Genomic DNA, 17,106 nt, shown 5'->3' on the forward strand with positions numbered 1-17,106 from the left:
AAAGTCGAACTCCCGCTGAAACAGACGATGCGATTCCTCCTCGTTTCCGACCGGAGTTGGTCGATGGTCAGCTGCGGCCCGGGCGGCCTCGCGCCGTTTCCGATGAGCAGGTTGCGGATCTGATCGCACGGACGCTGGAATCGAGGGTGGGGACAGCAGCCGTGTCGGCGGCGAGGAGTTCCCGTGCTCGTTCGAGGGTGTCCGGGTGGCCTGTCGGCGGGCAAAGGGTTCGCGGATCGCCGGGGCTCGACTCGTAGATGTTGACGACTCCGCCGTGGCGTGAACAGGCCCCCGCTTACCGATGGATGGGGGCGGCAGCCGTCCGCGCGTTGCCGAGCGGTGATGCGCCAGGCCAGGACTGCGGGTTCGGGGCCGGTCGATCCGGTAAGTGTGACACGTGTGGGTTCATCGGTGTCCCGGAGGAAGTTCCCGAGGATGACGAGCGTCGCACAACCAAGCACGCAAGCGCCTACGACGACAGCCGCGATTGCGTTCAGGATTATGTCAGCGGTCGTTCTGAGGTTCTGGCCAATGCCGTTGTCTCCCCCGGGGTGTCCGTCTGCATGGTCACAGGATTTTGCCGGCCGGAGAGGTGTCAGAGGTGGAGGTTAGGGTCCAGGCAGAGGTGTTGGCATGTGATGGAGGAATTATGGCAAGACGGATGCGTGACGACGCGTTTCGGACGGAGCAGGAGCAGGGGCGCTATGCCCCTCATGTCCGTCTGGTGAACGAGATGGTCGACGGCCTACGTGAGCCGGAGGGGCGTGGGTGGATGCCCTATGTCGCCCCCTGGCACGGGGGAACGGAGGCTCGTGTCCTGTCCGTGTTGCGCGACCCGGGGCCCAAGACGCTCGAAGGCGTCGGATCCGGTTTCCTGTGTGTGGAGAACGACGACCCGACGGCGGAGCTCCAGGCCCAGATCTTCGAAAAAGCCGGTATAGCGCCGCGAGACGTCACCCCCTGGAATGCCTACCCCTGGTACATCAACCGCTCGCCTAACGCGGCCGAACTCCAGGCCGGTGCCGAGGTCCTGAAATCACTGCTGAAGCTGATGACGAAGGCAGAGGTCGTTCTCCTTCAAGGAAACGAGGCTCAGGACGTCTGGCGCCGCCTGAACAAGGCGCACCCTGATGTGATCCGTGACCGCACTCTGCACGTCGTGAGCACCTACCACCCCGGCAGGCAGGCTCTCTTCGTACGAGACCCGCAGGAACGCGTACGCCGTGCGCAGCACAGAATCGACTCGTACCGCCGAGTCGGCGACGCACTGAGGTCCTCGGAAATTTAGGCTACCGGGTCGATATGGCTCGAGTACGGGCGAGAAGGAGGAATGTTATGGCTGAGAAGGCGCTGACGCACAAGCAGGGACTCACAGCGGTGATGCAGGCCCTGGGCGGCACCTGGGATACACAACGGGCTGTTCTGGCCTTGCGTGTCGTCGGCTACGAGCCGACGAGCGACGAAGCCGCCGGCAAAGAAGCCCGGCGTCTCCTCCGCGACCTCGCTGGCGAAGGCTTCGTAGTGAAGCCTGATCCGGATAGGGCTGTCTACCGCCTGGCCTGACTTGCAGCACGACGACGGCGCTCGCCTCAGCAGATCCGGTGCGCGCGCCTTCGGCCTCGGGCGCTCAGCCCTTGATCGTGACGCAGCGCATCCGGTCGTGGCCCGTGAACTCGACACAGAGCTGAGAGCGGTGCGGGAAGTTCCTATTGATCTTCCATGTCGCGTGCTCAAACCGGTGGCCGCGCGGCAAGGGCCGGGGCCGGGCAGCAGGCGGAACGACGCGGCATCAGCAGATCAGATCAGCCCGTGGTTCAGAAACGGCGACGCCCGGCACGCCACTGGCCCGCTTCGGCCTGGTCGCGGGAGCCCGCTTCCCATGCACTTGCCCCGCCAGGTATCTTGCATTGCATGGAACCAGGCGATTCGACCAAGCAGGTCCGGGCAGCCGCCCAGCTGCGCAAGGGCGTCCTGGAGTACTGCGTACTCGCCCTGATGCGGGACCGTCCCCGTTACGGCGTGGAACTCCTCCGCGCCCTGGAGGAGTCAGGTGCCCTGGCCACCAGCCAGGGCACGGTCTACCCCCTGCTCTCCCGGCTCCGTCGCGACGACCTGGTCACCACCACCTGGCAGGAGTCGGCCTCCGGACCACCCCGTCGTTACTACGCGCTCACCGACAGCGGCAGGGCCGCGCTCGACGAGTTCACCCGCGTCTGGCCCGGCTTCCGCGACGCCGTCGACACCTTCCTCGCAACCCCACGCCCCTCCACCGGAGACCTCACATGAAGACGCCTGCCGACCCCGTGCGCGACTATCTCTCCGCCGTCGAGCGCGAGGCCTCCGCGCTTCCCGTCGACCGTCGTCAGGAACTCCTCGCCGACCTCGCCGAACACATAGAGGTGACGCGCGCCGAGCGCCCGGACGCCCCGCCCGGCGAGGTCCTGGCCCAACTTGGGGACCCCCGCACGATCGCGGCGACGGCGCTGGCCGAGTCAAGGAACGGGGCGACCGGGGTCGCGCTCCCGGACCGTGCCGGTGCGACCACCCGGCGCGGCAAGGTGCACCCCTTGGTCCCGCTCCTGATGCTCACCCTCTCGCTGCCCTTCCTGATGGTCTTCTCCGACCAGCCCGGCCCACTGTTCGGCGTCCTTTTCCGCATCACCGGCGCGGTACTCCTCTGCACCTCGGTGCACTGGACCGCCGTCCAGAAAACCACCGGGGTACTGCTCACCGCCGTCCTGCCGAGTGCCGTCATCGTCACCTGGAACCTGTCCAGCGGCGGCCCGGCAGGCGACACCCCGGCTCTTGTGGCCAACCTGGCGACGCTCATCCTGCTGGTCGGCACGGCGACATGGCTCTGGCGGGTCCGCCGCGCCTGACTGTCACTCCCGCTCTGCGGGGTCGTCACAAGCCGCGTGGGCGACTGATGCGGAGGTACAACTCATGCAACATGATCGCCGCAGGTGGACCGCCGGGTGCGCCCGTGGCGGATCAATCTCCGCGGTGCCGCATCGCCTGCTCGCGAAGGGCGTGAATGAGCGTCGTGACGTCGGGGCGGTCGCGGCCGCTGATTGTGGCGACGCCGATGTGCCGGACCGGGCCTGGTCGCTTGATGGGGACGGCGCTTAGGCCCGGGATTTCGGGGGCGAGTGCGATGGAGGGGATCAGGGAGATGCCCGTACCTGCGGCGACGAGGGAGCGGGCGAAGAAGTAGTCGGTGGTGGTCCCGCGGATTTCCGGATCGAAGCGGGCGCGCTCGGCGAAGCGGCGCAAGTATGCCTCGGACTTCAGGCAGCCGAGCACCCAGGGGTCGGCTGCCAGATCGGTGAGGTCCAGCGCGTCGTGGTTGGCGAGTCGGTGCCCCTGTGGCAGGACGACGTGCAGGGGGTCTTCCAGGAGTGGTGTCCACTCCAGGTTGGAGGCGGCGCCCGGTCCGACGGGGAGCGGGCCGTCGAAGTGGTAGGCGAGCGCGAGGTCTACGGCGCCTTGGCGGACGAGTGGAAGGGTGTCTTCGGGTTCGCCCTCCCTGACGTGGAGCACGGTCCGGGGATGCGCTGCCATGAGCTGGGCGAGAGCGGCAGGCAGCATGAGCCTGCCGCCGCTGGTGAAAGTGGCGACGGTGAGCTGGGTGCGGCCAGTGCTGAGCTCCGCAACCTGCTGTTGTGCATGTTCAAGCTCCGCGGCGACGGATTCGGCGGCGCCGATCATGATCTGGCCCGCCGGTGTGAGGGAGACGCCTCGGGTGCTGCGCACGACGACCTGGGCACCGAGACTACGTTCCAGGGCAGCCACCTGCTGGGAGACGGCCGAGGGGGTGAGGCGGAGAGCCACAGCGGCCCGGTTGAAGCTGCCGTGCTCCGCCACCGCCCGCAGAACCCGGAGCCGCTGTACATCAATCAACACTTCTCCTTAATGCCTACCAAGTAAGTCAGGACTTCTGCTGATGACGATAGGTCTCCAGGATGGGGGCATGCAAAAGATCTGCGTCATCGGCGGAAGCCGGTACTTCGGAAAGCTCCTGATAGAGCGCCTGCAGGACGCTGGCCACCAGGTCACCGTGATCAACCGCGGCTCCACCCCACCGCCCACCGGCGTCGAGCACCTCGTCGTCGACCGCAACGACGAGGCCGCCCTGACAGCCGCACTCAACGCCCGCACCTTCGACGTCGTGGTGGACCAGGTCTGCTACACCCCGGTACAGGCCTCTATCGCCGCCCGCACCTTTGCCGGCCACACTCGGCGCTACGTCATGACCTCCACGATCGAGGTCTACGATCCCGCGACCGCCGCGCTGCCGACCGTGCCCACGGGGACGCCCGTGCCCGAGGAAAGCGTGGACCCAGCCACCTGGCAGGTGGCCATGGACCTGCCCTGGGACGACGGCTCCTACCTGGAGGCGCACTACGCCGAGGGCAAGCGGCAGGCCGAGGCCGTCTTCGCCCACGCCGGCCACTTCGCCTTCGTCACCGTGCGCAGCGCCCATGTGCTCGGCGGCGGCGCGCAGGAGTTCACCGGCAGGCTGGCGCACTATGCCGGACGCATCACCCGGGGCGAAGAGGTCACTGTGCACGCGAAGGCGCTGCCCACGGTCTTCATCCACTACGAGGAGGTGGCGGACCTGCTGTTGTGGGCGACCACCGCCGACTTCACCGGCCCCGTCAACGCCTGCTCCGACGGCCTACTCGATGTGCACGGCCTCGCTGAGATGGTCGCCACGCAGGCCGGCCGGGAGGCCGTCTACCGGACAGTCCCGGCGCGCGGGGAAGCTTCGCCGTTCTCCTTCGACCGCCACTACGCCATGAGCAATACCCGCGCGAAGGCGTTGGGCTTTTCTTTCTCCCGCACCGCCGACTGGCTGCCGGGAGCCGTCGCCGAAGCCCTCGCCATATCCGCTGCTCCCACCACTTAAGGAACAAAGCCACCATGCAGTACCGCACCATTGCCCACACCACGGTCAGCGCCATCGGCCTGGGTGCCATGCCGATGTCCATCGAGCACCGCCCGGACGAGGCGCGGGCCATCGCCACCGTCCACGCCGCCCTAGACGCTGGCGTCACCCTGATCGACACCGCCGACAGCTACCACTGGCACGCCGACGAGGTGGGCCACAACGAGTTGCTGATCGCCCGCGCCCTGGCTCGCTATGGCAGCCCCACCTCCCATGTCCTGGTGGCCACCAAGGGCGGCCGCGGCCGCCCCGGCGACGGCAGCTGGACCGTCACCGCCACCCCCGACCACCTCAAGCAAGCCGCTGAAGCCTCCGCCAAGCGCTTGGGCGTCGACGCGATAGGCCTGTACCAGCTGCACAAGCCGGACCCGACCGTGCCCTGGGCGGAATCCGTCGGCGCGCTGCGCGAGCTTCTCGATGCCGGCACAATCCGCGCCGCCGGCATCTCGAACGTCACCACCGCCCAGATCCGCCAGGCATATCGGATCCTTGGCGACGGGCTCGTCTCCGTACAAAACCAGTACTCACCCGCCGTCCGCGACAGCGAGCCCGAGCTGCAGCTGAGTGAACAGCTGGGGTTGGTCTTCCTGCCCTGGAGCCCACTCGGCGGAATCTCCCGCAGTTCCCTGGACGGCCCCTCCGGCCCCACCTCCATCGGCACAGCCTTCCACCGCATCGCCACCGAACGCGGCGTCAGCCCCCAGCAGGTCGCCCTGGCCTGGCTGCTCGCCCACTCCCCGGCGATGCTCCCGGTACCGGGAGCCAGTCGCCCTGCATCCATCACCAACTCCGCCAGGGCCGTTGACCTCACGCTGAACACGCGGGAACTGGTGGAACTCGAGGACGTTCTGCAGGGCTGAGCTGGGTTACAAGCCGCCTATCGACCTTGGCCGCGGTCGGCTGTGCCCTGCCGCCCGCCTCTGCCTCGGCACCATAGCCGAGGAGCACAGGTCGAGGCGCTTGTCCATGTCCGGCCTTGGGACTGGTAGGCCCACATGTTGAGGTGTCGCGTATTCCTCGTGAGGCCAGATTCGAGTCTGCGTCGACGAGGAGAGCGGCGCCGCCATCAACCGGCCCGGCTCGGGCCTGGCCGACCTGCTCACCCCGGCGACACCATCGTCGTGTACACCCTCGACCGGCTCGGCCGCAATCTGCGCGAAGTCCTCAACCTCGTCCACGATCTGGGCGGGAATTACATCGGCGTGCGCTCGCCTGCGGACCCTCTGCCGATCAACACCGCAGATGAGGGCACGGGTCGTATTGCCTTCCTGCTGCTCGCCCTCTTCGCGGAGAGGAAACGCACCTTCACCGCCGAACGGGCTTCCCACGCCCGCGCCGTGGCTGAAGGCGCCGGCCGCCGCAACCACCTCCCCGTCGCCGACCTCGCCGACCTCGCCGACAAGATCGAGTACGCACGCCTGCTCAAGGATCAGGGCAGCAGCTACGGGGAGATCAGCACCAAGACCGGCATCCCGAAAACCTCCCTGCACCGCTACCTACAGGGGTAGCCGCACCGGAGGCGCTGAGTAGTCAAGGCCACACGGGCGCCTCAATCAGAGGTCGGCGAGCCTTGACGGCCTGTTTTGGTGGTCGCCGCGGTGCGCGACCTCGGAGCCAGAGCTGCGCGCAGCGCTGGGGTGAGGATGTGACGGGTCTCGGACGGGGTGAGGGCGGCCGGCGTGGGGAGGGGGTTGAGGTAGCGGGTGTAGATGAGACCGCCGAGGATCGTCACCACTGCTGTGGCGCGGGCGGTCGCGTCCCGGCCGCCGAGAAATTCAACAAGCCGGGCCAGCAGCTCGCGTTCCAGGTATTCGCGGATCACCTCGGCGGCCTCGTCGCCCTGGGCGGTGAGCTGGAGGAAGTCGGCGTTCTCCCACAGGCCCGTCACCGCGTCGATCAGGCGGTCGGGGAGAGTGACCGGGTCGCCGCCGAGGACGTCGTCCACCGCCAGCGCATTGGCGCACTGGAACTGCATCACGTCCGCGAACAGGCCCTTCTTCGAGCCGAAGTGGTAGGCGATCAGCGCCGGGTCGACTCCGGCGACCGCGGCCACCGCGCGCACCGTGGTGCGCCGGTAACCGCGCTCCAGGAACAGGGCACGGGCCGCCGAGACGATTGACTCGCGGATCGGCGGGTTGCCGCGGGGGCGGCCTCGGGTGCGGGCGGGGGCAGGGGCGGCGCTATTCATCAGCGTTGAGCCTGCGTCTCGTGATCGGCACAGTCAAGGGCGTTCCGGAAACCACACGAAGGGATGCCCCGACACCATGCGTATCGCAGTCTTCGGCGCCAACGGACCGACCGGCCGCCACCTCACCGACCAGGCCCTCGCCGCCGGCCACGACGTCGTCGCCGTGACGCGCCGCCCCGGCTCCCTCCCTTCCGAGCGGCCCGGCCTCGCCGTGGCCGTCGCCGACGCCACCGATCCGGCGACCGTCGATGCCGCGATCGCCGGGACGGACGCCGTCCTGTCCGCGCTGGGCGCGCGCTTCAGCAAGGAGACCATCACCACGTACTCGGCGAGCGCCACGGCCATCACCAGGGCCATGACCCGCCACGGCATCAAGCGGCTGCTCACCATCAGCTCCAGCATCGCCGACCCGAACTGGCGCCCCACCGGTGCGCACTTCTTCAACCACGTACTCGACCCGCTGGTGAACCGACGCCTCGGCCGCACCCTCCACGAGGACATGCGCCGCATGGAGGCCGTGATCCGTCAGACGGACCTCGATTGGACCCTCGTCCGGCCCTCGGGCCTCTTCGAGCACCCCGTCGTCACGCACTACCACGCCGCTGAGACCAGCGCTGATGGCGTCTTCACCGCCCGTGCCGACCTCGCCGCGAGCATGCTGCGCGAGCTGGAGGAACGGCGGTACGTCCGTACGGCCATGGGCGTCATCACAACGGCTGTGAAGCCGAACATCGCCAAGCTGATCTGGCACGAGGGCGTGAAGAAGAAGTGAGCCGGGCGACCGTCGGACTCCCAGCAGCCACAAGGGCATTCCTCACGAGCCCCCACACCGCGGCCTTCACCACCCTCCGCCCCGACGGCACTCCGCACGTCACCCCGGTCCGCTTCACCTTCGACGCGGACACCGGCCTGGTCCGGGTGACCACCCGGGCGGGAGCCCGCAAGACCCGGAACGTGGTGGCAGGCGGCCCAGCGGCCCGTATCGCGCTCTGCCAGGCAGACGGCTTCCGCTGGGTCACCCTCGAAGGCCGGGCCGCCGTCACCGAGGATCCCGCGCGCCTGGTCGAGGCGGTCCGACGCTACGCCGACCGCTACCGCGCGGCCCCGCCCGCCCCGCTGGACCTGGTCGTCATCGAGATCGCCGTCGACCGCGTCCTGAGCCTCAATCTCTGACGAATCCCCCGCCCGAAAGCGAAGTGACCCTGCGATGCCCACCCTCCCCGTTCTCGACTCCACCCTCCACTACCGCGAGTCCGGCGATCCCCACGGGCTGCCTTTCGTCTTCCTCCACGGCAACCCCACCTCCTCCCACCTGTGGCGGAACGTTCTGCCGGTCGTGGCTGCACCCGGCCGCCGCCTTCTGGCCCCCGACCTCATCGGCATGGGCGACTCGGGCAAGCCCGACATCGCCTACTCCTTCGACGACCACGCCCGCTACCTCGACGCCTGGTTCGACGCCCTGGGCCTTACCGAGACCGTCCTCGTCGGCCACGACTGGGGCGGTGCGCTCGCCTTCGACAGAGCCGCCCGTCTCCCGGGCCGCGTCCGCGGTCTCGCCTTCACCGAGGCGATCATCAAGCCGCTCGTCGGCGACGAGTTTGCAGCCGCAGGGCGGGAGTTGTTCACCCTCCTGCGCACCCCCGGAGTCGGCGAGGAGATGATCTTGGAGAAGTCGCTGTTCATCGAAGGACTCCCGGACACGCTCGCCACCCCTCTCGACCCTGCCGACCTGGAGGTCTACCGCCGCCCCTTCCCCACCCCGCGCAGCCGCCGCCCGGTGCTGGCATGGACGCGCATGATGCCACTGGACTCCGAGCCCGCCGACGTAGTGGCCCGCGTCGAGCACTACGACGCCTGGCTGGCCGCCAGCCCCGAAGTCCCCAAGCTGCTCGCGGCGTTCGAGCCGGGTCCGGGTGCGATGACCGACGAAGATGCCGTGGCCTGGTGCGAGGAGCACATCGCGGGCCTGGAAGTCACCCGCCACGGCCCGGCCGGCCACCACTCCCCGGAGGACCGCCCCGAGGAGCTGGCCGCGTCGATCAACACCTGGGCCGACCGCCACGGGCTGGCACGCCGGTAGGCGTCCTCGACGACGACGGTGCCGACCGCCCCCGGGCGGCTGAGCTGTCACTGTCAGCTTTCGGAGTCGGCCCGACCACGCCTGGGGTCGGCGATGCGGCGGCCCGCCGGCCAGGTCTCCTGACTCGCCTCCACCCTCGAGCCCGTGAGGGGTCGTCAGCGTCCTGCGCCGCTGACGACCCTCACCGAGGGGCATTGCGCGTGTGGCGATCCGCCTGTAGTGCGCGATCGCGTCGCCGGGCGGCGTGGGGCGGCCGTACCCGGACAGCGTCCGGATCATGTCATGGGCGCGGACGGCCCCGGTGCGGATGGAACCGGAGATCCGTATGCTGCCCTCCCAGTGCCGCTCGGTCCGGGCGGGATCGGCTCGGGCGCGGGCCGCGTCCTGAAAGGCCTCGCAGTGGGCGGCTCGGTCGAGGCGCCGCATCGTCTGGTCCGACAGGGCCGACGAGCTGGGGCGCGTACGCGAATCCCTACAGGGTGAGGAGGGCGAACACGATGCCGGAGCACCAGGCGGTGTCCGGGACGATCATGCCCGGGGTGCTCGCAGCCGTCGCCGTCGTGGAGCACGTCCAGTACGTACAGCGAGTCGCGAGGGCGGCGCCCTTCGGATGACGGAGTTGCTGCTCGAACGCGGAGGCGTGGCGACCGACGACCACACCACGCATCCATGGACCCTGTCGGAGATCGTGTCCGGGGCCGTGATCGGTGGGCTGCGCTTCTTCGACTTTCGTGGCTACCACGAACTCAACCGTGAGCAGCAGGGTCCCTGACTCGGCCACCACGCGCGTGGTGGCCTTTCCGGGGAAAGAGTGGACCGGCCCGCTCCCGTCAGGGGGTCGACGCGGAGACCACGTACACGACCGGGGCCCCGGGGTCAGTCATGTTGACGGTGATGTTCTGGGTGGGGCGCGGGTCCTTGTTCTTGTGGACCGTGCCCGCCCAGTCGACGCCAGGCCCGAAGTACCAGCCGGTGATCTTGACGTCCCGTCCGCTGATGGTCACCTTGCCGGTCTCCAGAGCGGCGCGCCCCGTGCCCACACCGCTCAGGAAGCGGTCGAGCCCGGCCGAGGTCGTACGGAACTTCACGTACATCCGGCTGGCTTTCCAGTTGTTCGTCTCGTAGTACTGGACCCCCTGCGCATTGCCCGGAATCGGCAGCTCGAAGATCCGGCGCTGCATGCCGGACGGCCAGTCCTCGCGCAGTCCCTGAGCGGCCGCCTCGGCCTCCTTGTCCTTGCCGGAACGGCGGCTCTGACCTGCGGAGATCACCAGGTATCCGGCGGGGATGCCGATGAGCAGGACGATGATCGTCAGCGTGATCAGGCGCCGTCGGATCACCCTGCGCCGGTCCGGGGGAGGCGTCCCGTCGCCGTCCCCACCTGAGGAACCGGTGGGACCGGAGGAACCGGCGGAGCCCGAGGAACCGGATGACCCGGAGGCCCCGGAGGAGCCGGACGAAGGGGGCTGGCGCGGCACGATGTGGTGCTCGGCTGCGGTCATGGTCGGTGATCCCTCGAAGCTGCGGTTCGGAGCGGAGTGAAGCTGCGGTTCAAAGCGGGGCGCGGGTGGCCTGGTGCCGCGGCGCGCTGCCCCCGGTTCAGTCGGCGCTACGGGTACCGCGCGTGTTCCGGATGGTGGTCGCGGCCTGGTCGTAGAACTGCGCGTACCGCTCGTAGCGCTCGACCCGGCGGCGGTTGGTCCGCCGGAACCTACGGGCGACCAGGCGCGCCAGGTCGGCGGCGCCGACCATACCCGCCTCGGGGCCGAGCTGCGCCTTCGCGATCCGGGCCTCCGGGCGGTAGCCGCGGCCGGTGAGATGGCGCTTGAAGGCGTCCCTGGCCGGACCGATCAGCAGGTCGTCGGCCGCACTGACACCGCCGCCGATGACGAAGCAGGACGGATCCAGGGCGGCCGCGAGATTGGCGATGCCGACTCCGAGCCACTGGCCGATGTCCTGGAGGAGCTCGACGCACATGGCGTCGCCCTCGCGGGCCAGCTCGGTGATGAGCGGCCCGGTGATGTCGGGGATGTTGCCCTTGACCCGCTCGATGATGCCGTGCGCGACCGGGGAGTCCGCAGCGGCGAGCTCCCTGGCCTCACGCACGAGGGCGTTGCCCGAGCTGTACTGCTCCCAGCAGCCGCGGTTGCCGCACGGGCAGCGGTGCCCGCCGGGCACCACCTGCATATGGCCGAACTCACCCGCGACCCCGTACTTGCCGCGCTTGACGTGCCCGTCCTCCAGGATCGCGCCGCCGATGCCGGTGCCCAGCGTGATCATGACCAGGTGGTCCTCGCCACGGCCCGCACCGAAGCGCCATTCCGCCCAGGCCGCGGTGTTGGCGTCGTTGTCGACCATCACGGGAACCACCAGCCGGGAGGCGATGGCGTCACGGAGCGGTTCGTCGCGCCAGGCCAGGTGCGGGGCGAACAGCACCTTGGAACGGTCCGCGTCGACCCAGCCCGCCGCGCCGATCCCGACGGCGTGCACGTCGTGCCGGTCGGAGAGGTCGAGGACCAGTTCGACGATGGTGTCCTCGACGACCTTCGGGCTCTTGGACTTGTCGGGCGTCTCGGTGCGCAAGGTCTCGAGGATGTTGCCGTCGGCGTCGACGACGCCGGCCATCACCTTCGTCCCGCCGATGTCGATGCCGACGGTGGGAACCCTCGGCGCCGTGAGGTGCGAGCGCCGCTCCCTGGTGCCGACGGTCCGCAGGACGGTGGCGCGGGCGGAGCCGCGGTGTGTGAAGTCGCGGTACGTGCTCATCGTCCCTGCGCAGGTCGGGGGGCCGGTCGGTGGTCCGTCCGGCGGCGGACTGCGCCCGCCGTGCACGATTCTGCCATTCCCCCGCCCCCGGAACCGGTCTTCGGGTCGGGGACGGGGGGTGCGAAATCGAACTTATGGGGCGTCGTCCCCGGGTGCGCGGCCGCCGAGGTGGTCCGGCGCGGGGGCTCGTTCGAGCTCGTGGCTGAGCTCGTCGAGCTCGCTCCCACCGGCCATCTGACGGGTCAGTTCGTCCAGAGTGACGTCCTGCTTGGTGTGGCTTCCGGACATCGCACCACGCTTGAGCAGCACGAACCGGTCACCCACGAGATAGGCGTGGTGGGGGTTGTGCGTGATGAGGACCACTCCGAGTCCGGCGTCCCTGGCCGCCGCGACGTACTTGAGCACGACCCCCGACTGCTTGACGCCGAGCGCGGCTGTCGGCTCGTCGAGGACGAGGACCTTCGCACCGAAGTACACGGCACGGGCGATGGCCACGCACTGGCGCTCACCACCCGACAGGGTGCCGATGGGCTGGTCGACGTCCCTGAGGTCGATGCCCATGCGCAGCAGCTCCGCGCGGGTCGTCTCACGCATCCGCCGTACGTCGAGGCGCTTGAAGGGGCCGGAGCCCTTCGTCGGCTCGGAGCCGAGGAAGAAGTTGCGCCAGACCGGCATGAGCGGAACGACGGCCAGGTCCTGGTAGACGGTGGCGATGCCCCGGTCCAGGGCGTCGCGCGGGTTGGCGAGCGTGGTCTCCTCGCCCTCGATCAGGAAGGTCCCGGCATCGTGCCGGTGCAGTCCAGCGATGATCTTGATGAGGGTGGACTTGCCCGCGCCGTTGTCGCCGAGGACACAGGAGATCTCTCCGGCGCGCACCTCCAGCGAGACGTTCTCCAGGGCCTTGATGTTGCCGTAGTACTTGCTCACACCGTCGAGCTCGACGAGCGCCGGGCCGGCCGTGTCCCGGGGATCCGGAGCCTGGGTGGCCGTCATTTCGTCGCCTCCGCGCGCTTGCGAACCCATGCGTTGAGCAGGGTGGCCAGGAGCAGCATCGCCCCCAGGAAGAACTTGAACCAGTCGGGGTTCCACTCCGCGTACACGATGCCCTTGCTGGTCATGCCGAAGATGATCGCGCCGATCGCGGACCCGATCGCGGAGCCGTAGCCGCCGGTGATCAGGCAGCCGCCGATGACGGCCGCGATGATGTAGATCAGCTCGTTGCCGACGCCCTCTCCGGACTGCACCACGTCGTAGGAGAACAGGAGGTGCTGGCCGGAGACCCAGGCGGCGAAGGCGACACCCAGGTAGAGCCCGATGCGCGTCCGGATCACCGGGACGCCGACCGCGCGGGCGGCGTCCGCCTCGCCGCCGACGGCGAAGATCCAGTTGCCGAAGCGGGTACGGATCAGGATCCAGGTGGCGATCGCGACGAGTGCGGCCCACCACAGGATGGTGACCTTCAGTTCGACCTCGCCGATGGTCAGGTAGGACGCGAAGACCTTGCGGGCGGACTCGAAGCCCTCCATGTTCCCGATGGTCTTGGTCGACACGGTGCCGCTGATCAGCTTGGTGAAGCCGAGATTCAGGCCGGTCAGCATCAGGAACGTGCCGAGCGTGATGATGAAGCTCGGGAGCTTGGTGCGGGTCAGCATGAAGCCGTTGAACGCGCCGAAGCCGAGGGTGACCACGAGCGACACGAAGACGCCCACCCAGACGTTGGCCGTCATCTGGTAGCTGAACATCGAGGAGATCAGCGCGGAGCTGGTCACCATCACGCCGGCGGAGAGGTCGAACTCTCCGCCGATCATCAGGAGCGCCACGGGGGCCGCCATGATCCCGATGGTGGAGGCGGCGTACAGCACGGTGCCCAGGCTGGAGGCCTGGAGGAAGCTGTCGGCCACGATCGCGAAGAAGAGGAAGACGGCCACGGCCCCGACGACCGAGCCGAGCTCGGGGCGGCCGAGCAGCTTGCGCAGCGGGGAGGTGCGCAGCAGGCGTTCGTCGGTGCGGGGCGCCGCCGGTTGGCCGGTCGCCGTCATCGGGTTCCCCGATCCGTGTACTCCGCCAGCGCGTCGGCGTCGTCGCGGGTGATGACCTGGGGGCCGGTCAGGACGGGCTGACCCCCGCCGAGCACGTTCTGGTTGTAGCGGTAGAGCCAGAGCAGGTCGACGGCCTCGTAGCCCTGGAGGTAGGGCTGCTGGTCGACGGCGAAGCCGAGGGTCTTGTTCTGCAGTCCGGTGGCGACGCTCGCGTTGAGGTCGAAGGTGTCGATCTCGGCCTGGCTGCCCGCGGTCCGCTTCGCCTTGACGGCGGCGGCGGCGAAGGGCGCGCCGAGGGTGACGACCGCGTCGATGCTCTTGTCCGAGTCGAGCTTGGCCTCGATGGACGCCTGGACGTCGGGCATGTTGGTGCCGTCGACGTAGAGGTTCTGCATCGTCCCGTCGAAGGTCTTCTCCGCGCCGGCGCAGCGCTGTTCGTGGCCGACGTTGCCCTGCTCGTGCAGGACGCACAGCACCTTCTTGCGCTTGCGCTCGTTGAGCTCGTCGCCGACGGCCTCGCCCGCGATGGACTCGTCCTGGCCGATGTGGGTGAGCGCGCCGAAGGCCTTGGACTCGGCGGATCCCGAGTTCACCGTGATGACGGGGATACCGGCCTTGACGGCCTTGGCCACGACGGTCTTCATCGAGTCGGGCTTGGCCAGCGAGACGATCAGGCCGTCGACCTTCTTGTCGATCGCGGTCTGGACGAGCTCGGCCTGCTGCTGCCCCTCGTCGTTGTGCGAGTACAGGAAGTTGATGTTGTCCTTCCGGGCCGCCTGCTTGGCCCCCTTCTGGACGATGTCCCAGAAGGTGTCGCCATCACCCGAGTGGGTGACCATGGCGAAAGTCCAGCGGGGTGTGTTCACCGCGGACCGGCCCTCGGCGGCCTGCTGGGCGGCGCGTTCCTCCGCCCGCTTGCCGCCGGTGCTGCTGCATCCCGCGAGGGAAGCCGCCAGTACCGTTGCCAGCACGGCGCCCATCGCGCGTACCCCTGTCCGAACCCTTGCCACGACGCCGTGCCCTTCTAGTGCTGCTCGCTGTGCTGCCTGAACCGGGGACGGCGGACTCGCCGCCCGGCGGGCCAAGTATCCCCGAGGCCTGACCGGCATGGCCCGGCAGGGGCGCGGGCCGCGCCCACACGCCGTTCTAACGACACTGCATGACCGCGTCAACATTTACGTCCGAAGAATCCGACCCGGCCTCGCGGGCGCGGCTCAGGGACGGACCAGCAGCTGGAACTCGAAGGCGTACCGCGAGGCCCGGTAGACGTGCGAGCCGAATTCGACCGGCCGACCGCCGTCGTCGAAGGTGGTGCGCTCCATCGTCAGCAGCGGGGCCCCGGAGGGCTCCGCGAGCAGTTCCCCCTCCTCCGCGGTGGCGGCGCGGGCCCCGACGGTCTGCCGGGCGCTGTGCAGGGTGATCCCCGAGGCACGCATCATCCGGTACAGGCCCGTCGACTCCAGCCGCTCGGTGCCGAGGTCGAGCAGCTGGACGGGCAGGTGGTTGCGCAGGAGCGCCACGGGCTCGTCGTGCGCGTACCGCACCCGCTCGACGAGATGGACGTCGCCGCCCTCCTCCACGCCGAGTGCGGCGGCGACCTGGGGGGTCGCCGGCTCGACCGTGTTGCGCAGGACCCGGGTCGCCGGTTTCCGGCCGGCGGTCTCCAGGTCGTCGTAGAGACTGCTCAGTTCGAGCGGACGCTTGATACGGCTGTGCACGACCTGGGTGCCGACACCGCGCCGGCGCACCATCAGGCCCTTGTCGACGAGCGACTGGATGGCCTGGCGGACGGTGGGCCGGGACAGTCCGAGCCGTGCGGCGAGCTCCAGTTCGTTGCCCAGGAGACTGCCGGGTGCGAGCCGTCCCTGCTCGATGGCCGCCTCCAGCTGCAGGGCCAGCTGGTGGTAGAGCGGGACAGGGCTGCCGCGGTCCACGCCCAGCCCCAGGGCAGCGGAGTCGGCGGTGGGTTTGGGCACGGCACGGAGCGTACCCCGTACCGTCGCGCCGCACCCTTCTATTTGTCAGGACATATAGTTGACAGTGCGCCTGGCGGGCGGCACGTTGGGTCCATGCGCATCGGACTCATCGGCACGGGCCGGATCGGTTCCTTCCACGCGGCCGTCCTGGCACGCCATCCCGCTGTCGCCTCACTCGTGGTGACGGATCCCGACTCCGCCCGCGCCTCGGAGGTCGCGGTGCGGACGGGGGCCACCCCCGTCGCCGGCGCCGAGGAGTTGTTCGACGCGCGGGTGGACGCGGTGGTGATCGCCTCGGCCACCTCGGCGCACGCGGATCTCATCGGCCGGGCTGCCCGGGCGGGCTTGCCCGTCTTCTGCGAGAAGCCGATCGCGCTCGACCTGGCGGGGACCTTGGGCGCCCTGCGCGAGGTGGAGCGCGCGGGGAGTGTGCTCCAGCTGGGATTCATGCGCCGGTTCGACGCGGGCTATGCCGCCGCGCGTACCGCGGTGCGGGGCGGGGCCCTGGGCCGGCTGCACACCGTCCGGGCGACGACCTCCGACCCCGCTCCTCCGCCCGCGGCCTATCTGCCTCTCTCCGGCGGCCTGTTCAGGGACTGCCTGGTGCACGACTTCGACATCCTGCGCTGGGTGACGGGCCGCGAGGTGACGGAGGTGTACGCGACGGGCTCGGACGCGGGCCCGGCGATGTTCCGGGAGGCGGGCGACGTGGACACGGCGGCGGCGCTGCTGACCCTGGACGACGGCACGCTCGCCACGGCGACGGCAACCCGGTGCAACGGGGCCGGTTACGACGTACGCATGGAACTGGCGGGCGAGCGGGACCAGCTCGCGGTGGGGCTCGACGACCGCACGCCGATCACGTCCGTGGAGCCGCAGGGCCCACCCGCGCCGACCAAGCCGTGGCCGGGGTTCCTCGAGCGGTTCGCCCCGGCGTACGAAGCCGAACTGGACGCCTTCCTCGGTGTCGTACGCGGTGAGCTGGCCAACCCCTGCGACGGCCGGGAGGCGCTGCACGCACTGCGCATCGCCGAGGCGTGCGAGCTGTCGCGCCGGCAGCACCGCCCCGTACGCATGACGGAGATCGCCGAGTCCTGACGGCGGAGTCC

The 17,106-nt window shown here is 69.5% G+C and carries 20 protein-coding genes and 1 pseudogene; 12 read left to right on the forward strand and 9 right to left on the reverse strand.

Going from position 1 to position 17,106, the window contains the following annotated elements; translation table 11 throughout:
- Nucleotides 1-649: 649 nt before the first annotated feature.
- The 4 genes from JOC24_RS16975 to JOC24_RS16990 all read left to right on the forward strand — a co-directional run bounded on the left by JOC24_RS16975 (nucleotide 650) and on the right by JOC24_RS16990 (nucleotide 2,879).
- A complete protein-coding gene (locus tag JOC24_RS16975; protein ID WP_239580532.1) occupies nucleotides 650-1,288 on the forward strand; it encodes a uracil-DNA glycosylase in 639 nt (212 codons plus the stop codon).
- Nucleotides 1,289-1,335: 47 nt separating this feature from the next.
- Nucleotides 1,336-1,563, forward strand: coding sequence for a hypothetical protein (locus JOC24_RS16980; RefSeq protein WP_205021130.1), 228 nt, complete (start codon nucleotides 1,336-1,338; stop codon nucleotides 1,561-1,563).
- Between the two features lie 348 nt (nucleotides 1,564-1,911).
- Complete coding sequence (locus JOC24_RS16985; RefSeq protein ID WP_205021131.1) at nucleotides 1,912-2,286, forward strand: PadR family transcriptional regulator; 375 nt, start codon at nucleotides 1,912-1,914, stop codon at nucleotides 2,284-2,286.
- Nucleotides 2,283-2,879 (forward strand): HAAS signaling domain-containing protein, encoded by a 597-nt coding sequence (locus JOC24_RS16990; RefSeq protein ID WP_205021132.1) that lies wholly within the window; start codon nucleotides 2,283-2,285, stop codon nucleotides 2,877-2,879. The genes JOC24_RS16985 and JOC24_RS16990 overlap by 4 nt, the downstream gene beginning before the upstream one ends.
- Nucleotides 2,880-2,991: 112 nt before the next feature.
- On the opposite strand, the gene JOC24_RS16995 is transcribed toward JOC24_RS16990, so the two are convergent.
- Nucleotides 2,992-3,900, reverse strand: a complete 909-nt coding sequence (locus JOC24_RS16995) for a LysR family transcriptional regulator (RefSeq protein WP_205021133.1) — start codon at nucleotides 3,898-3,900, stop codon at nucleotides 2,992-2,994.
- Between the two features lie 70 nt (nucleotides 3,901-3,970).
- Here JOC24_RS16995 and JOC24_RS17000 point away from each other — a divergent pair, with 70 nt between their 5' ends.
- The 3 genes from JOC24_RS17000 (at nucleotide 3,971) to JOC24_RS17010 (ending at nucleotide 6,456) form a co-directional block, all read left to right on the forward strand.
- A complete protein-coding gene (locus JOC24_RS17000) occupies nucleotides 3,971-4,909 on the forward strand; it encodes an NAD-dependent epimerase/dehydratase family protein (protein WP_205021134.1) in 939 nt (312 codons plus the stop codon).
- A gap of 14 nt (nucleotides 4,910-4,923) precedes the next feature.
- Complete coding sequence (locus JOC24_RS17005) at nucleotides 4,924-5,808, forward strand: aldo/keto reductase (protein ID WP_205021135.1); 885 nt, start codon at nucleotides 4,924-4,926, stop codon at nucleotides 5,806-5,808.
- Nucleotides 5,809-5,943: 135 nt separating this feature from the next.
- Entirely contained in the window at nucleotides 5,944-6,456 is a 513-nt protein-coding gene (locus tag JOC24_RS17010) for a recombinase family protein (RefSeq protein WP_239580533.1), read from the forward strand.
- A 41-nt stretch (nucleotides 6,457-6,497) separates the two neighbouring features.
- Here the strand turns inward: JOC24_RS17010 and JOC24_RS17015 are convergent, their stop codons facing one another.
- Nucleotides 6,498-7,136, reverse strand: coding sequence for a TetR/AcrR family transcriptional regulator (locus JOC24_RS17015; RefSeq protein ID WP_205021137.1), 639 nt, complete (start codon nucleotides 7,134-7,136; stop codon nucleotides 6,498-6,500).
- Nucleotides 7,137-7,212: 76 nt separating this feature from the next.
- Here JOC24_RS17015 and JOC24_RS17020 point away from each other — a divergent pair, with 76 nt between their 5' ends.
- From JOC24_RS17020 to JOC24_RS17030, 3 genes are read left to right on the forward strand one after another with little or no spacing between them, the layout of a single operon-like run.
- Nucleotides 7,213-7,908: an NAD(P)-dependent oxidoreductase gene (locus JOC24_RS17020; protein WP_205021138.1), complete on the forward strand. Its 696-nt coding sequence runs from the start codon at nucleotides 7,213-7,215 to the stop codon at nucleotides 7,906-7,908.
- A complete protein-coding gene (locus JOC24_RS17025) occupies nucleotides 7,905-8,309 on the forward strand; it encodes a pyridoxamine 5'-phosphate oxidase family protein (protein ID WP_205021139.1) in 405 nt (134 codons plus the stop codon). Before JOC24_RS17020 ends, JOC24_RS17025 begins: the two co-directional genes overlap by 4 nt.
- On the forward strand, nucleotides 8,302-9,216 hold the full coding sequence (locus JOC24_RS17030) for a haloalkane dehalogenase (protein WP_307792712.1): 915 nt from the start codon (nucleotides 8,302-8,304) through the stop codon (nucleotides 9,214-9,216). The genes JOC24_RS17025 and JOC24_RS17030 overlap by 8 nt, the downstream gene beginning before the upstream one ends.
- A 204-nt stretch (nucleotides 9,217-9,420) precedes the next feature.
- Here JOC24_RS17030 and JOC24_RS34220 read toward each other — a convergent pair.
- Nucleotides 9,421-9,812: pseudogene (locus JOC24_RS34220) on the reverse strand (Tn3 family transposase); the annotation flags it as partial.
- A 14-nt stretch (nucleotides 9,813-9,826) separates the two neighbouring features.
- Between JOC24_RS34220 and JOC24_RS17040 the strand changes: the two are divergent.
- Nucleotides 9,827-9,988: a hypothetical protein gene (locus JOC24_RS17040; protein WP_205021141.1), complete on the forward strand. Its 162-nt coding sequence runs from the start codon at nucleotides 9,827-9,829 to the stop codon at nucleotides 9,986-9,988.
- Nucleotides 9,989-10,046: 58 nt separating this feature from the next.
- Here JOC24_RS17040 and JOC24_RS17045 read toward each other — a convergent pair whose 3' ends face one another.
- The 6 genes from JOC24_RS17045 to JOC24_RS17070 form a co-directional block, all read right to left on the reverse strand.
- Entirely contained in the window at nucleotides 10,047-10,718 is a 672-nt protein-coding gene (locus tag JOC24_RS17045) for a hypothetical protein (RefSeq protein WP_205021142.1), read from the reverse strand.
- 97 nt (nucleotides 10,719-10,815) lie between these two features.
- Nucleotides 10,816-11,982, reverse strand: coding sequence for an ROK family glucokinase (locus JOC24_RS17050; protein WP_205021143.1), 1,167 nt, complete (start codon nucleotides 11,980-11,982; stop codon nucleotides 10,816-10,818).
- Between the two features lie 132 nt (nucleotides 11,983-12,114).
- Complete coding sequence (locus tag JOC24_RS17055) at nucleotides 12,115-12,975, reverse strand: ATP-binding cassette domain-containing protein (RefSeq protein WP_205021144.1); 861 nt, start codon at nucleotides 12,973-12,975, stop codon at nucleotides 12,115-12,117.
- Nucleotides 12,972-14,021, reverse strand: a complete 1,050-nt coding sequence (locus JOC24_RS17060) for an ABC transporter permease (RefSeq protein WP_205021145.1) — start codon at nucleotides 14,019-14,021, stop codon at nucleotides 12,972-12,974. The genes JOC24_RS17055 and JOC24_RS17060 overlap by 4 nt, the downstream gene beginning before the upstream one ends.
- On the reverse strand, nucleotides 14,018-15,001 hold the full coding sequence (locus JOC24_RS17065) for a sugar ABC transporter substrate-binding protein (protein ID WP_205021146.1): 984 nt from the start codon (nucleotides 14,999-15,001) through the stop codon (nucleotides 14,018-14,020). The genes JOC24_RS17060 and JOC24_RS17065 overlap by 4 nt, the downstream gene beginning before the upstream one ends.
- A gap of 234 nt (nucleotides 15,002-15,235) precedes the next feature.
- Complete coding sequence (locus tag JOC24_RS17070) at nucleotides 15,236-15,997, reverse strand: GntR family transcriptional regulator (protein ID WP_205021147.1); 762 nt, start codon at nucleotides 15,995-15,997, stop codon at nucleotides 15,236-15,238.
- A gap of 93 nt (nucleotides 15,998-16,090) precedes the next feature.
- Here JOC24_RS17070 and JOC24_RS17075 point away from each other — a divergent pair, with 93 nt between their 5' ends.
- Nucleotides 16,091-17,095, forward strand: a complete 1,005-nt coding sequence (locus JOC24_RS17075) for a Gfo/Idh/MocA family protein (RefSeq protein WP_205021148.1) — start codon at nucleotides 16,091-16,093, stop codon at nucleotides 17,093-17,095.
- Nucleotides 17,096-17,106 lie beyond the last annotated feature (11 nt).

The organism is Streptomyces sp. HB132 (genome assembly GCF_016909575.1).
GTDB lineage: Bacteria > Actinomycetota > Actinomycetes > Streptomycetales > Streptomycetaceae > Streptomyces.

What these genes read in the sequence shown, in the direction of transcription:
- JOC24_RS17065 (WP_205021146.1), bottom strand. Translation starts at nt 15,001, where the DNA reads ATGGGCGCCGTGCTGGCAACGGTACTGGCGGCTTCCCTCGCGGGATGC.
- JOC24_RS17050 (WP_205021143.1), bottom strand. Translation starts at nt 11,982, where the DNA reads ATGAGCACGTACCGCGACTTCACACACCGCGGCTCCGCCCGCGCCACC.
- JOC24_RS16985 (WP_205021131.1), top strand. Translation starts at nt 1,912, where the DNA reads ATGGAACCAGGCGATTCGACCAAGCAGGTCCGGGCAGCCGCCCAGCTG.
- JOC24_RS17055 (WP_205021144.1), bottom strand. Translation starts at nt 12,975, where the DNA reads ATGACGGCCACCCAGGCTCCGGATCCCCGGGACACGGCCGGCCCGGCG.
- JOC24_RS17005 (WP_205021135.1), top strand. Translation starts at nt 4,924, where the DNA reads ATGCAGTACCGCACCATTGCCCACACCACGGTCAGCGCCATCGGCCTG.
- JOC24_RS16980 (WP_205021130.1), top strand. Translation starts at nt 1,336, where the DNA reads ATGGCTGAGAAGGCGCTGACGCACAAGCAGGGACTCACAGCGGTGATG.
- JOC24_RS17015 (WP_205021137.1), bottom strand. Translation starts at nt 7,136, where the DNA reads ATGAATAGCGCCGCCCCTGCCCCCGCCCGCACCCGAGGCCGCCCCCGC.
- JOC24_RS17045 (WP_205021142.1), bottom strand. Translation starts at nt 10,718, where the DNA reads ATGACCGCAGCCGAGCACCACATCGTGCCGCGCCAGCCCCCTTCGTCC.
- JOC24_RS17000 (WP_205021134.1), top strand. Translation starts at nt 3,971, where the DNA reads ATGCAAAAGATCTGCGTCATCGGCGGAAGCCGGTACTTCGGAAAGCTC.
- JOC24_RS17060 (WP_205021145.1), bottom strand. Translation starts at nt 14,021, where the DNA reads ATGACGGCGACCGGCCAACCGGCGGCGCCCCGCACCGACGAACGCCTG.
- JOC24_RS16975 (WP_239580532.1), top strand. Translation starts at nt 650, where the DNA reads ATGGCAAGACGGATGCGTGACGACGCGTTTCGGACGGAGCAGGAGCAG.
- JOC24_RS17020 (WP_205021138.1), top strand. Translation starts at nt 7,213, where the DNA reads ATGCGTATCGCAGTCTTCGGCGCCAACGGACCGACCGGCCGCCACCTC.
- JOC24_RS17040 (WP_205021141.1), top strand. Translation starts at nt 9,827, where the DNA reads ATGACGGAGTTGCTGCTCGAACGCGGAGGCGTGGCGACCGACGACCAC.
- JOC24_RS17075 (WP_205021148.1), top strand. Translation starts at nt 16,091, where the DNA reads ATGCGCATCGGACTCATCGGCACGGGCCGGATCGGTTCCTTCCACGCG.
- JOC24_RS17010 (WP_239580533.1), top strand. Translation starts at nt 5,944, where the DNA reads ATGTTGAGGTGTCGCGTATTCCTCGTGAGGCCAGATTCGAGTCTGCGT.
- JOC24_RS16990 (WP_205021132.1), top strand. Translation starts at nt 2,283, where the DNA reads ATGAAGACGCCTGCCGACCCCGTGCGCGACTATCTCTCCGCCGTCGAG.